Consider the following 13,117-nt stretch of genomic DNA (forward strand, 5'->3'; position numbering starts at 1 on the left):
AGGTTCTTCTCCGTGCAGGTTGGTATAAGTTGTTGATTGCCGCACTTTCCGAGCCGTTGACCGTAAACGGTCAACTTGAAATTGCTCTAGGCGGTCGGCTCCAGCCCGGCATCGTCGAACCAGCCGCGGCGGCGACCGGCGAGGAACAGGCGGTTGACCAGCGGATTCGACCAGCCGCAGTTGGTCGCAAAGTCGCGCTGCAGCGTGTCGTGGTGCAGCTGGTGCGCGGCCGGCGTCATCAAAAGACCACAGCGGCGCATTGCCCGGACGATCCAGGGATTGTGCGCGCGGTGGAGCGAACCGTGAAAATACTGGGCGAACGCGCCCCCCACGATCAGCGTGACACCGCCCGCCGCCGCCCAGCCCGGCACCAGCCCGGTAAATGCCAGCACGTTCAGCATCACCGAAAAGGGCAGTGCCGCCAGGATCACGGTGCTGCCGATCAGCCGCCACAGATCGCGCCGGCCCAGCGCATCGGGACGCGGATGATGGTTCTTGAAATCATAGATCAGCCGATCGAGCGGGCTGACCTTCGCCATCCGCTCGCGCCACAGCGCCTTGTAATGCTCGGATTCGCGCGACCCCGCATAGAAATAGAGCGCGTCCAGCCCCTTGCCGGCGGGCGTCGGCTTGTAATCCATGTACATGTGCACCAGGCCGGAGGCGAGATCGGCGCCGTACCATCCCGCGAGCAGCGCCGGGATGACCCACCAGCTCGGGTCGCGCAGCACCGCGACCAGGTTCGCCGCCAGCGACAACAGAAACAGCGGCATCAATATTCTTCGCGCCATTACCGGCCCCGGGCTGTGCCGCGCGTCCGCGGCTCGTCTTCGCCGCCGTCCTACCTGCTGCATCACGGCACAGCAACGGCTTGATTTGGACACGCCGCAGGCGCAAGCCACCGCCTCATCATGACGTGCCGCATCGCCTCCCTGCTTCGATCCTCGACGAACTGACGCCCCAGTACCGATGCAGCGCGACCTTCTCATCGACATCAGCCGCCTGATCTGGCGCACCTGGACGGGCCGGCTGCCGACCGGCATCGACCGCGTGTGCCTGGCCTATGTCGATCACTTCGCGCATCGTGCCCAAGCGGTGATCCAGCGCGGCAATCTGCGGCAAATCCTCACGCCCGCGCTGTCTGACGCGATCTTCCGGCTGATCCGCGAGGGCGGCCCCGGGTTTCGCACGCGCGCGCCGCGATTGGCGATGCGCGCGGTCGTGGCGCAACGCGGGGGGCAGCTGGGGCAGGATCGCCTCTACCTGAACGTCGGCCATACCGGGCTGGATGCCACCGGACTTGTCGCCTGGACGCAACGCGCGCAGGTACGACCGGTCTACCTGATCCACGATCTGATTCCGCTCACCCATCCCGAATTCTGCCGGGTCGGCGAGGATATCCGCCATCATCGCCGCATGGCCAACGCACTGGGCAGCGCCGCGGGCATCATCGGCAATTCGCAGGCGACGCTCGACGATTTCGCCGCCTTCGCCGCCGCCGAGGGCAAGGCCTGCCCGCCGATGCTGCCGGCATTGCTCGGCGGCCATCCGCTGCCCGCCGATGCTCCGCCGATCGTGCTGGACCGGCCCTATTTCGTGACGCTGGGCACGATCGAGGGGCGCAAGAACCATGTCCTGCTGCTCCAGCTCTGGCGTCGGCTGATCCACCACAATCCCGCCGCCTGCCCCAAGCTGGTCATCATCGGCCAGCGCGGCTGGGAAGCGCAGACCGCGCTGGCGATGCTCGACCGGCTGCCGATGCTGCAGGGCCATGTGCAGGTGATCGAGGATTGCGGCGACGCCGATCTCGCCGGCTATCTGCGCGGCGCCCGCGCGCTGCTGATGCCGAGCTTCGCCGAAGGCTATGGCCTGCCGGTGGTGGAGGCGCTGGGGGTCGGCACGCCGGTAGTGGCGAGCGACCTGCCGGTGTTCCGCGAACTGGCCGGCGACCTGCCGATCTATTGCGACCCGCTCGACGGCGCGGCCTGGCTGGCGGCGATCGCGCACCATCTGCAGGGCGGCGATATCCGCGAGGAGCAACTGGCGCGGGTACGCGGCTACACCATGCCCAGCTGGGAGGCGCATTTCGCCGCCGTCGAGCCGTGGCTCGCCCAGCTCTGATCTAAAGCCAGCTCTGATCTAAAGAAGGTCCAGGGGGTTCTGTTGCCCGGCCCCCCTGGCGGCCGCTGGAATCCACTTCTGTTGCCCGGTGTGGCCCGACCGCGCATTTTAGAATAACCTTAGGCCGTTAGGCCGTGGGGTTACGCCGCAATAGCGAGTGCTTCGTTATCGTTGGCACTTGTGTAATGGGCCGTTGCGGTGGTCCCATTCCGAGCGAAGACAGCGCTTTTCAATACACGTCGATCCTGGTTCGGCCCCGTCAGAAACGGTGTCCAGATACACCACCGGTTATGGTGGAGCCGCCGGGTACTGCCCCCGGGTCCGCTGCATCTATTGCACGCCATTGTTTATCGCCATAGCCGGGCGAACCCGGCAAAACCCTATATAGGGCGTTCGCGCTTAATGAAAAGGTCAGGTTGCACGGATTAATCGCCTTCACACGGCCCCATTCGGTTGGCATGGAGAGTGCATCATGTTGACGCAGCGTTCCCGCTACGCGCTCCGCGCAATGCTCTTCCTCGCCGAACAGCCGATCACCGGCGCGCCCGTACCGATGAACCGGATCGCTGCGGAAGCGAACGTGCCCCGCAAGTTCCTCGAGCTGATTCTCGCCGATCTGCGCGAAGCGAGCTTCCTCACCTCCACCCGCGGCAAGATGGGCGGCTATCGCCTCGCCCGCCCGGCACACCTGATCTCGCTGGGCGAGATTATCCGGGTGATCGAAGGGCCGCTGGCGCTCGTCCCCTGCGTCAGCCGCACCGCCTATCGCCCGTGCAACGACTGCAAGGACGAGGCCGCCTGCGCGATCCGCCGCGCCATGGCGCGCGTGCGTGACGAGACCGCGCGGATCCTGGACGGCACCAGCCTCGCCGATGCCGTGGCCGAGGACCTGGCGGCAGCCTAAGCCTGCCGGTGTATCGCCCCGGCGAACCTGCCGCGGGAAGATCGGATGCACACTTCCGACAACCATCGTCATCCCCGCGCAGGCGGGGATCCATTCGCCCGTGCGCTTGAGGAAAGAACCGCCGCTTCAGCGCCAATGGATCCCCGCCTGCGCGGGGATGACGACGTTGAGGTTTGAGGCCCAGCCAGCCCTCAAGCCCCCGCGTTGCGCTTCTTCAGCTCGTCGCGAATCTCGCGCAGCAGGACCACGTCGGCCGGATCGGCAGCCGGCGGCGCGTCGCCGGTCGCCTTGTCTCGCTCGGCAGCGGCGATCACCTTGTTGACGGTGCGGACCAGCAGGAAGACGATGAAGGCCAGAATCAGGAAGTTGATCACCACGGTGATGAACTGGCCGAAGCCGATCAGCGGCACCCCCGCCGCCTTCAGCGCGGCATAGTTGGAGGGCGAGCCCGTATAGCTTGCCGGGATGGCACCGAGCCGCAGGAAATAGCCCGAGAAGTCGACGCCGCCGAAGATCCACCCGACCAGCGGCATGATCATATCGTCGGTGAGCGATTTGGTGATGTTGCCGAACGCCGCGCCGATGATCACCCCCACCGCGAGATCGAGCACGTTGCCGCGCGCGATGAACGCCCTGAATTCCTTCAACATTCGCCACCTCTCCCATTGCGAAGGCGTCGCGACCTTGCCGAAGTCGCGTGCCGCCGCCAACCCCCGGCGACCGATTTCGCTTCCGTCGCCCGGTGTAGGCATCGTATAAGACACCCTGTTGATGGGATTTGGAGGTTGCTTCCCCATGAAGTTTCGTACCGCGCTCGTGCCGATTGCAGCCCTGTCGCTCTCGGCCTGCGGGCTCAACAGCGTTCCCACCGCCGAGGAGAATGCCAAGGCGAAATGGGCGGACGTGCAGGCGCAGTATCAGCGCCGCGCCGATCTGGTGCCCAACCTCGTCGCCACGGTGAAGGGCGCCGCTGCCTCCGAAGGCAAGATCCTCACCGACGTGATGAACGCGCGCGCCAAGGCGACCTCGGTGCAGGTCAACGCCAACGACCTGACCGATCCGGCCAAGGTCCAGCAGTTCCAGGCGGCGCAGCAGCAGCTGGGCGGCTCGCTCTCGCGCCTGCTCGCGACGACCGAGGCCTATCCGGACCTGAAGAGCCAGGCCAACTTCACCACGCTGATGAGCCAGCTCGAAGGCACCGAGAACCGGATCACCATCTCGATCCGCGACTATAACCAGGCGGTGCAGGCCTATAACACCCGCATCCGCACCTTCCCCGACGCGGTGGGCGCCAAGATCTTCTACGGCGCCAAGCCGATGACGCCGTTCCAGGCCAAGGCGGGCGCGGACGTGGCGCCGACGGTGAACTTCGGGAACGGCAACTGATCCACGCGGCGCTCCTTGCGAGCGCCGTGCTGCTGCACGGCTGCGGCGCGTCGGCACCGGCCGCCTCCACGGTGGTCGTTCCCGCGCCGCCCGTGCACAGCGTACCCGTCGCCGACTTCGCCGAATTGCTGACGGCGGAACAAGCGCGCGCCTTGACCCGCCGCCTCGCCGACGCTCGCACCCGGACGCATCATGAAGTGGCCGTGGTGACGGTGTGCAGCCTCTATGGCGAGACGATCGACGCGTTCAGCTGGCAACTGGCCAACCTTTGGGGTGTCGGACGACGGTTCTACTACGATGGCATCGTGCTGCTGGTGGCGCCCGTTGAACGTAAAGCCCGGATCGAAGTCGGCTTCGGTCTGGAGACCGCGCTTACCGACGCTGAATCGGCGATGATCCTGTACCGCGACATCCTCCCCCGCTTTCGCGCCGGAGACTGGAACGGCGGCATCAACGCTGGCGTCACCTCCATTCTTCGTGAGATCAGCTGATGATCCTGTTGCGTTTCCTGCTGGCCCTGCTGTTGCTCGCGCCGCTTCCAGCCCTGGCCGATCCGACCTTCCCCAAGCTGACCGGCCGGGTGGTCGACGATGCGCACCTGCTGTCACCGGAGCAGGTGGCGCAACTCACCCAGCTCTCCACCGAGGTTCAGCAGGCATCCAGCCGACAGCTCGTCGTCGCGACAATCCCGGACCTGCAGGGCTATGACATCGCCGATTACGGCTACCAGCTCGGCCGCGCCTGGGGGATCGGGCAGAAGGAGGCGAACAACGGCATCCTGCTGATCGTCGCGCCCAACGAGCGCAAGGTGCGGATCGAAGTCGGCTACGGCCTTGAGCCGATCATGACCGACGCGCTGTCGAACCAGATCATCAGCCAGATCATCGTGCCGAAGTTCAAGGCTGGGGACATGGCGGGCGGCATCGTCGCCGGCGCGCAGGCCATTGCCGAGCAGATGAAGCAGCCGCTGGAGGCAGCCGAGCAGAAGGCGAAGGCGGCACAGGATGCCGCCACCAGGGCGCCTGCGGGCAAACGTCACGGCGGCGGGCTGCCGATCGGGCTGCTGTTCTGGTTCATCATCCTCGTCGTCGTGCTGGTGCCGATGCTCGCCCGCTTCGGCGGGCGACGCCGGCCGGGACCGTGGGACGGCCAGGCCTATCGCGACCGCGATCACGACAGCGGCGTGCTGCCCATCGTGCTGTGGACCATCGCCAGCGAAATCGGCCGCGCGGCCAGCCACCGCGACGACGATGACGATCGGGGCGGCTGGGGCGGCGGCGGCGGCTGGGGAGGCGGCGGCGGCAGCGATGGCGGCGGCTTCTCCGGCGGCGGCGGATCGTTCGGTGGCGGCGGCGCTTCGGGGAGCTGGTGAGGATGCGATTGACCGATCAGGACCGCGCGACCGTCGCGGCGGCCGTCACCCAGGCCGAACAGGGCACCAGCGGGGAGATCGTGACGGTGCTCGCCGGACGCTCCGACGACTATGCCGATGTCGCGCTCCACTGGGCGGTGCTCGCCATGCTGCTGGTGCTGGCGCTGCTCGCCTGGCAGCCCTGGCCGATCGAATGGCTGCACACCCGGCTGATCGATCCCTGGGCGCAGTCCGTGCCGGCGCACTGGTATCTCACCGCCGCGCTGGTGGTGACCGCGCTCACCTTCCTGCTCGTGCGGGTGGTGCTGGCCAGGGACGCGCTGCGGATCGCGCTCGCGCCGGGCTCGACCAAGACGCGCCGTGTCCATGCCCGTGCCCTCGCGCTGTTCCGCACCGCGGCGGAGAAGCGCACCACGGGGTCGACCGGCGTGCTGCTCTATCTCAGCCTCGCCGAGCACCGCGCCGAGATCCTCGCCGATTCGGCGATCCACTCGCGCGTCACGCCCGAGGTGTGGGGCGCGGCGATGGCGGCGCTGCTCGCCGAACTGAAAGAAGGCCGCCCCGCCGAGGGCATGGCCGCGGCCGTCCGCCAGATCGGCATCGTGCTCGCCGAGCATTTTCCCCGCGCCGCCGACGATGTGAACGAGCTTCCCGATCGGCTGATCGAGCTCTAAGGGCCTGGTCATGACCGACGAACCGATCGAGACCCCCTGGGCGGGCAAGTGGATCACCGTGCGCCGCCAGGGCAAATGGGAATATGTCGCCCGTGCCCGCGGTATCCGCGCCGTGGTGATCGTCGCGATCGACGACCAGGACCGGGTGATCCTGGTCGACCAATACCGGGTGCCGATGGGTCGCCGCTCGATCGAGCTTCCGGCCGGGCTGGTCGGCGATACGGAGGAGGGCGACACGATCGAGGCCGCGGCGCGTCGCGAGCTCGCGGAAGAAGCGGGCTATGCGTGCGAGCGGGTGGAGGAACTCGGCGAGTATTTCGCCTCCCCCGGCATGGTCAGCGAGAGCTTCACGCTGGTCCGCGCGCACGGTCTTACCCGCATCGGGGATGGCGGCGGCGTCGACGGCGAGGACATCAACGTCCACCATGTCCCGATGGCCGCGCTGCCGGCGTTCATCGCCGACTGCCGCGCGAACGGCATGGGCGTCGACGTGAAGATGCTGTTGCTGCTCAGCGGCGCGCTGCTGGGGCGCGGCTGAGGCGCGTTTCTACGGATCAGCCAACACCACCGTCAGATAAGCCAACACACCTGTCATCCCCGCGAAGGCGGGGATCCATTGGTGGAATCGTTACGGCCCCATTCCAACTGTGCTGGCAAATGGATCCCCGCCTGCGCGGGGATGACGGTGGTTATTACGTGGCTTTCTCAGTGCCCCTTCGCCTTTTGGCGGAGGAAGGCCGCGATCAGCGGAAATTGTCGGCGTAGGCCTGCAGCTTGAGCTTGCGCTGCGGCGCCGGCACGACGTGATAGGCATAGCCCTCGCGCTCGGCATAGTCCTTGGCGGCTTCCAGCGTCGGGAAGGAAATGCGGACCTGGTTCGCGGTCTCGCCGCCGCCGGCCCAGCCGGTCAGCGGATCGGGCCGCTGGGGGGTGTGCGGCTCGAACTCGAGGACCCAGTTGTCGGTCCGGGCGCGGCCGGACTGCATCGCGTTCTTGACGCGCTGATAGATGCGAGCGGACTTCATGGCGCCACCCTTTAGCGCGCCCCGCGCGCCCTTGCATCAGCGTTTTTCGTCCGCAGCGTTGCGGAGGCCGCGGCGGGATCCTCGGGCCAAGGGTGACGGGGGTAACGGCCGCGCATTTCCTTCGCGACCGCCGCCCAGCTGCCCTTCCAGAATCCCGGCAGGTCGCGGGTGGTCTGGATCGGCCTGCCCGCGGGCGACGTGAGACTGAGGACCAACGGCACGTTGCCGCCGATCATCGGATGCTCGGCAAGGCCGAACAGCGCCTGGACGCGCACCTCCACGGTGGGTCCGGCTTCGGCGGCATAGTCGATGGCGTGGGACGAGCCGGCGGGCGTCTCGAAGCGCGCAGGGGCGAGGCGATCCAGCGTCTTCTGCCCGTCCCAGCCGAGCAGGTTCTGCAGCGCCTGGGTGAGCGACTCGGGACTCACCGCGTCGAGCCGACGCTTGCCCTCCAGCGCGGCGGGGAGCCAGTCGTCGAGCGTGGCGAGCAACGCCTCGTCGGTCAGCGCGTCGATGCCGGCATAGGCGGCGCGGGTGCGGAAGGCCTGGGCGGTATCGGACCAGGGGAGCAGCTGCAGGCCGTGGGCGCGGACGCCTTCGAGCAACGCCGATTCGATCTCGGCGGGCGTCGCACCCGAGTCGCTACCGCCGGAGAGCCGGACGGCGCCCAGGCGTCGTTCACGGAGTGCTTCGATCCGGCCAGTGGCGGGATCGAAGCTGACGGTGCGGCGGGTCTCGATCCGATCGGCGAACAGCGATTCGACCGTCGCGGCGTCGATCGGTGCGGCCGAGAGGATCCGCGCACCGGCGGCCATGCCCTGCGTCTCGGCCACGGCGAGCCAGTCGGCGCGGGCGAGCGGCGACGTCGGGTCGAGCTTGAACCCACGCCCGCCGACCGACGCCCAGGTCTCCCCCGAGCCGTCGCGGCGCTTGGCCACGCGATCGGGGAAGGCGAGTGCGATGCAGAGCGCCACCTCTTCTCCCGAACCCCCAGCCTGCGCTCCCCTCCCGCTTGCGAGTTTCAGGTCGGTCAGGCCCCCGGCCTGACCTAAACGATGCGGGGCATCGTTTACCTGAAACTGGGTCGGGGGAGGGGATGGCCGGTTCGCCTGCTTCAACGCTGGGGATGGAGCCTCCACGTCAGCCCCTCCCCCAGCCCCTCCCGCAAGCGGGAGGGGAGCGATTGCTGCGGGAGGGGGGACCAGCTTGCTCCAGCGCTCGGCCAGCCTTCGCGCATTCTCCGCGCGCTGCCCCCGTTCGCCCTTCCACCGGCGCAACCGCAGCTCCAGGTCCGCATCATTGCCCCCGAGCCCCCGCTCCCCGAGCAACACTGCGACCTCAGCCGCCGTCCTTGCCAAGCCCCGCTCGCCCGCGCGCACCAGCATGTGCCCCAGCCGCGGCGGCAACGGCAGGCGGGCGATCGCCTTGCCATGCTCGGTCGGACGACCGTCCCCGTCGATCGCCTCCAGCGCGCTCAACCGCGCCCGCGCCTCGGCGATCGCGGCCTCGGGCGGCGGATCGAGCCAGGCGAGCTGGCGGGGATCGGTGACGCCCCACAAGGCGCAATCGAGCATCAGCGCCGACAGGTCGGCCTCGAGAATCTCCGGCGGATCGAAGCGCGGCAGCCCCGCCGTCGCCGCCTCTTCCCACAGCCGGTACGCCGTGCCCGGCCCCTGCCGCGCCGCACGCCCTGCCCGCTGCGTCACCGCCGCCTGGCTGGCGCGCTCGGTGACCAGCCGCGTCATCCCCGCCGCGCGATCGTAGCGCGGCCGCCGCGCCAGTCCCGAATCGACGACCACCCGGATGCCGTCGAGCGTCAGCGAAGTCTCGGCGATCGAGGTGGCCAGCACGACCTTGCGCCGCCCCTCGGGATCGGGCGCGATCGCCGCGCGCTGGGCGGCGGGATCGAGGCTGCCGTGCAGCCGGTGGAGCACCGCGCCGCCCAGCTCCCCCAGCCGCTCGGCGGTCCGCTCGATCTCCGCCACGCCGGGCAGGAAGGCGAGGATGCCGCCCTCCTCCTCGCGTAGCGCCTGCCGCACCGCCGCCGCCACGCTGTCCTCGATCCGCGCCTCGGCCGCGCGGCCCAGGTGGCGCAGCGTCAGCGGGTAGCTGCGACCTTCGCTCTCCACCACCGGTGCATCGCCCATCAGCCCGTAGAAACGGCTGCCGTCGAGCGTCGCCGACATCGCGACCAGCCGCAGGTCCGGCCGCAGCGCCCCCTGCGCATCGAGCGCCAGCGCCAGCCCGAAATCGCTGTCGAGGCTGCGCTCATGGACTTCGTCGAACAGCACGGCGGAGACGCCGGCAAGCTCGGGATCGGACTGGATTCGGTTGACGAAGATGCCTTCGGTGACGACGGTCACCCGCGTTGCCGCCGAACGCTTGCTGTCCATCCGCGTCGCATAGCCGAAGGTCCTGCCGACGCTCTCGCCCGCCAGCGCCGCCATCCGCTCCGCCGCCGCCCGCGCCGCCAGCCTGCGTGGGGAGAGCAGCAGGATCTCGCCGTCGCACCAGGGCTCGCCGAGCAGCGCCGGGGCGACCGCCGTCGTCTTGCCCGCGCCCGGGGGGGCGACCAGCACCGCGTTGCTCCCGGCCCGCAACGACTCGAGCAAATTCGGCAAAACGGCGTGGATCGGCAAGGAGGACGTCATTCGTCTGCAACCATTCGGGGCAAGCGTGGTTAGGCGGACTCACCGCCAGAGGAGCGCGACATGGCACGGATCCTTTCCCAGTTCACCATCACCCCCGACAGCGACGGCGATTACACGCTGCATCTGGAAGACGAGGAAGGCGAAACGATCGAGATGACGGCGAGCTACGAACAGCTCGACCTGATCGTCGAGGCGATCGAGGACGTGCTCGACAGCGATGAGGAAGACGCCCTCGTCGTCGACGAGGACGAGGAAGAAAAGACCACCGACGAATAATCTCGCCGACCGTGCTGGCGCGCGTCAGTAGGCGCGCGCCACCGCGAATTCCACCGCCTCGACCATCGCATCCTTCGCCTCGCAGGCGCGGAAGCCCCCCAGCGCGTCGATCGCGCGCTGGCCGTAATGGCGGGCCCGGGCGAGCGTATCGTCGACCGCGCGACTGGCGCGGACGAGGCGAATCGCCTCGTCAAAATCCTCGTCGGAGGTGCGGCGGCCCGAAATCGCTTCCTTCCAGAAGCCGCGTTCTGCCTCGTTGCCGCGCGCATAGGCGAGGATCACCGGCAGGGTCATCTTGCCTTCGCGGAAATCGTCGCCGGCATCCTTGCCCATGGTCGATGCGTCCGAGATATAATCGATCGCGTCGTCGACCAGCTGGAAGGCGATGCCGAGGTTGCGGCCATAGGCGTCGAGCGCCAGCTCCTCCGACTCCGGCCGCTCGGCGACCACGCCGGCGACGCGGCAGGCAGCGGCGAACAGCGCCGCGGTCTTGGCGCCGATGATGTCGAGATAGCGATCTTCGGACAGGTCGATCCGACGCACCGCGGTGAGCTGGTTGACCTCGCCCTCGGCGATGATCGCGCTGGCGCCCGAGAGGATGCGCAGCGCCTTGAGGCTCTCGGCCTCGACCATCAGCTCGAACGAGCGGCTGAACAGGAAGTCGCCGACCAGCACGCTCGCCGGGTTGCCCCAGATGATGTTGGCGGTGCGGCGGCCGCGGCGCAGGTCCGAACTGTCGACCACGTCGTCGTGGAGCAGCGTCGCGGTGTGGATGAACTCCACCGCCGCCGACAATTTATGGTGGCGCGTGCCCGCATAGCCGAGCAGCCGTGCGCTCGCGAGCGTCAGCATCGGCCGCATCCGTTTGCCGCCGCCGGCGATCAGATGGCCGGCAAGCTCCGGGATCAGCGGAATCTCGGACTGCATGCGATCGAGGATCACCGCGTTCACCAGGTTCATGTCCTGGGCGACCAGCGCCATGATCGGATCGAGCGAGGGCTGGGTTCGCGACCCCAGGCGGTGGACGGTTGCGCTCATATGCACGTGCCTCTGGCCTTTGTGCATTGCAAAGGCAAGAGGCGCTTGCATGGCCGTGCCGCAGCGGCAAAAGAGAGTGCCATGACCGACGCGACGCTGACCCGCTTTCGCCAGAGCATCGACAATATCGATGCGGCGCTCGTCTTCATGCTCGCCGAGCGGTTCAAGGTGACCCAGGCGGTCGGCCGCTACAAGGCCGAGGCCGGGCTGCCGCCGGCGGACCCCGGCCGCGAGGAAGCGCAGATCGCGCGGCTGCGCGCGCTTGCTCAGAATGCCGATCTCGACCCAGAATTTTCCGAGAAATTCCTGCGTTTCATCATCGACGAGGTGATCCGCCACCATCGTCAGGCCCAGGAAGCCGGCGCCGAAGCCGGAACCGCGCCCGGAACCCCTGGGGCCTGACCCCGTTGCTGGGCGTGATACCCAAGGGGGCAAGCGCTTGAGCGACGATTATCTGATCTTCCGGCCCGACGATGTCGACCTCACCCGCTCGCCGCTGCGTGGCGGCGTGGCGGAGTCGACCTATGTGCTGGGCGCGTTCAATCCCGGCTTCGCGCGGCTGCCGAACGGCAATCTGCTGCTGATGGTGCGCGTGGCCGAGGCGCTGCGCGATCCCGTCGAGGGCGATCATGGCCGGGCGATTCGCTGGACGCCTTCGGGCTATGTGCTCGACCGGCATCCGGTGGCGGGACTCGACATGGACGATCCGCGCCAGTTCGCGCTGAAGGGGCGCACCCCGCGGCTGCTCGGCCTCACCTCCCTGTCCTGGCTGCTGCCGGTGGAGCTGGACGCCGACGCGCGCGGCATCGTCGCGGTACATTACGACAAGGCGATCGCGCCCTCGGCCAGCTATCTCGACTATGGCGTCGAGGATGCGCGCATCACGCGGATCGACGGCACCTACTGGATGACGGTGTGCGGCGTCTCGGCCGAACGGCACTGCACCGCGATGTACCGCTCGGCCAACGGGCTCGACTGGGACCTGCTCGGCGTCGTGCTCGACCACCAGAACAAGGACATGCTGCTGTTCGAGGGCCGGATCCACGGCTTCTTCCACGCGCTGACCCGCCCGCTCGGCGAAGTCTATTTCGCCTATCCGGATGATTCGCCGTGGCTCGGCGGCCCGTCGATCAACCTCGCCCGCTCGCCCGACGGGCTGCACTGGAAGCCGCTCGACCAGCCGGGCATCCGCGCGCGGAAAGGTTCGACCTCCAACCAGCGGATCGGCGGCGGCAGCCAGCCGGTGCTCACCGAGGCGGGCTGGCTGCTGATCTATCACGGGGTGGAGAAGCGCGAGTCGGTCGGCATCTATCGCAGCTTCTGGGCGCTGCTCGACCGCGACGATCCCAGCGTGATCCTGCGGCAGGAGGACACGGTGCCGCTGCTGGAGGCCAACCCTGCGCTGACCGCGGATATCGCGCACCAGCTCTATCTGCCGACGCCGGTGGTGTTCACCACCGGTCTGGTCGATGCCGGCGAGCGCTACATCGTCGCGAGCGGCGAGGCCGATCTGGCGTGCCGGATCACGCACATCCCGAAGGCGCGATTCCGGTGAAGCACCACCCAGATCCTCCCCGGCACGGGGAGGGGGACCATGCGGAGCATGGTGGAGGGGCCGCCGCGGCATGCGGCGGTGGCCCGGCGCACTTCACCCGCACCGCGCCTGCGGC

At 68.4% G+C, this 13,117-nt stretch carries 15 protein-coding genes and 1 other RNA gene; 10 read left to right on the forward strand and 6 right to left on the reverse strand.

The window, feature by feature from the left end; translation table 11 throughout:
• Positions 1-86 precede the first annotated feature (86 nt).
• Entirely contained in the window at positions 87-773 is a 687-nt protein-coding gene (locus tag SAZ01S_RS19880) for a fatty acid desaturase CarF family protein (protein WP_245825047.1), read from the reverse strand.
• A gap of 196 nt (positions 774-969) precedes the next feature.
• Here SAZ01S_RS19880 and SAZ01S_RS19885 point away from each other — a divergent pair, with 196 nt between their 5' ends.
• A complete protein-coding gene (locus SAZ01S_RS19885) occupies positions 970-2,121 on the forward strand; it encodes a glycosyltransferase family 4 protein (protein ID WP_084583999.1) in 1,152 nt (383 codons plus the stop codon).
• Positions 2,122-2,188: 67 nt separating this feature from the next.
• On the opposite strand, the gene ssrA is transcribed toward SAZ01S_RS19885, so the two are convergent.
• Positions 2,189-2,534: a transfer-messenger RNA gene (ssrA, locus tag SAZ01S_RS19890) on the reverse strand.
• 59 nt (positions 2,535-2,593) lie between these two features.
• Between ssrA and SAZ01S_RS19895 the strand changes: the two genes are divergently transcribed.
• Positions 2,594-3,025, forward strand: coding sequence for an RrF2 family transcriptional regulator (locus SAZ01S_RS19895; RefSeq protein WP_084584000.1), 432 nt, complete (start codon positions 2,594-2,596; stop codon positions 3,023-3,025).
• Between the two features lie 191 nt (positions 3,026-3,216).
• Here SAZ01S_RS19895 and mscL read toward each other — a convergent pair whose 3' ends face one another.
• Positions 3,217-3,675: a large conductance mechanosensitive channel protein MscL gene (gene mscL / locus SAZ01S_RS19900; protein WP_084584001.1), complete on the reverse strand. Its 459-nt coding sequence runs from the start codon at positions 3,673-3,675 to the stop codon at positions 3,217-3,219.
• 145 nt (positions 3,676-3,820) lie between these two features.
• Between mscL and SAZ01S_RS19905 the strand changes: the two genes are divergently transcribed.
• Genes SAZ01S_RS19905 through SAZ01S_RS19925 form a run of 5 tightly spaced genes read left to right on the forward strand, consistent with a single transcriptional unit; the run spans position 3,821 to position 6,995 of the window.
• Positions 3,821-4,411 (forward strand): LemA family protein, encoded by a 591-nt coding sequence (locus tag SAZ01S_RS19905; RefSeq protein WP_084584002.1) that lies wholly within the window; start codon positions 3,821-3,823, stop codon positions 4,409-4,411.
• 26 nt (positions 4,412-4,437) lie between these two features.
• Positions 4,438-4,902: a TPM domain-containing protein gene (locus tag SAZ01S_RS19910; protein ID WP_167693216.1), complete on the forward strand. Its 465-nt coding sequence runs from the start codon at positions 4,438-4,440 to the stop codon at positions 4,900-4,902.
• Positions 4,902-5,783, forward strand: coding sequence for a TPM domain-containing protein (locus SAZ01S_RS19915; RefSeq protein ID WP_084584004.1), 882 nt, complete (start codon positions 4,902-4,904; stop codon positions 5,781-5,783). The genes SAZ01S_RS19910 and SAZ01S_RS19915 overlap by 1 nt, the downstream gene beginning before the upstream one ends.
• Before the next feature lie 2 nt (positions 5,784-5,785).
• Positions 5,786-6,457, forward strand: a complete 672-nt coding sequence (locus SAZ01S_RS19920; RefSeq protein ID WP_084584005.1) for a TPM domain-containing protein — start codon at positions 5,786-5,788, stop codon at positions 6,455-6,457.
• Positions 6,458-6,467: 10 nt separating this feature from the next.
• On the forward strand, positions 6,468-6,995 hold the full coding sequence (locus SAZ01S_RS19925) for an NUDIX hydrolase (RefSeq protein WP_084584006.1): 528 nt from the start codon (positions 6,468-6,470) through the stop codon (positions 6,993-6,995).
• A gap of 205 nt (positions 6,996-7,200) precedes the next feature.
• Here SAZ01S_RS19925 and SAZ01S_RS19930 read toward each other — a convergent pair whose 3' ends face one another.
• On the reverse strand, positions 7,201-7,482 hold the full coding sequence (locus SAZ01S_RS19930; protein ID WP_084584007.1) for an ETC complex I subunit: 282 nt from the start codon (positions 7,480-7,482) through the stop codon (positions 7,201-7,203).
• An 11-nt stretch (positions 7,483-7,493) separates the two neighbouring features.
• Positions 7,494-10,133 carry an ATP-dependent helicase HrpB gene (hrpB, locus tag SAZ01S_RS19935; protein WP_084584008.1) on the reverse strand — a complete coding sequence of 880 codons (2,640 nt, stop codon included), beginning with the start codon at positions 10,131-10,133 and terminating at the stop codon, positions 7,494-7,496.
• Positions 10,134-10,193: 60 nt separating this feature from the next.
• On the opposite strand from hrpB, the gene SAZ01S_RS19940 reads away from it, so the two are divergent.
• Positions 10,194-10,409, forward strand: a complete 216-nt coding sequence (locus tag SAZ01S_RS19940) for a hypothetical protein (RefSeq protein ID WP_084584009.1) — start codon at positions 10,194-10,196, stop codon at positions 10,407-10,409.
• Between the two features lie 24 nt (positions 10,410-10,433).
• Here SAZ01S_RS19940 and SAZ01S_RS19945 read toward each other — a convergent pair whose 3' ends face one another.
• Positions 10,434-11,447, reverse strand: coding sequence for a polyprenyl synthetase family protein (locus SAZ01S_RS19945; RefSeq protein WP_084584010.1), 1,014 nt, complete (start codon positions 11,445-11,447; stop codon positions 10,434-10,436).
• Between the two features lie 81 nt (positions 11,448-11,528).
• On the opposite strand from SAZ01S_RS19945, the gene SAZ01S_RS19950 reads away from it, so the two are divergent.
• Together SAZ01S_RS19950 and SAZ01S_RS19955 are read left to right on the forward strand one after the other, a co-directional pair.
• Positions 11,529-11,849, forward strand: coding sequence for a chorismate mutase (locus tag SAZ01S_RS19950; protein WP_084584011.1), 321 nt, complete (start codon positions 11,529-11,531; stop codon positions 11,847-11,849).
• A 37-nt stretch (positions 11,850-11,886) separates the two neighbouring features.
• A complete protein-coding gene (locus SAZ01S_RS19955; protein ID WP_084584012.1) occupies positions 11,887-13,002 on the forward strand; it encodes a glycoside hydrolase family 130 protein in 1,116 nt (371 codons plus the stop codon).
• Positions 13,003-13,117 lie beyond the last annotated feature (115 nt).

It is taken from the genome of Sphingomonas azotifigens NBRC 15497, assembly GCF_002091475.1.
In the GTDB taxonomy this organism is placed as follows: Bacteria; Pseudomonadota; Alphaproteobacteria; order Sphingomonadales; family Sphingomonadaceae; genus Sphingomonas; species Sphingomonas azotifigens.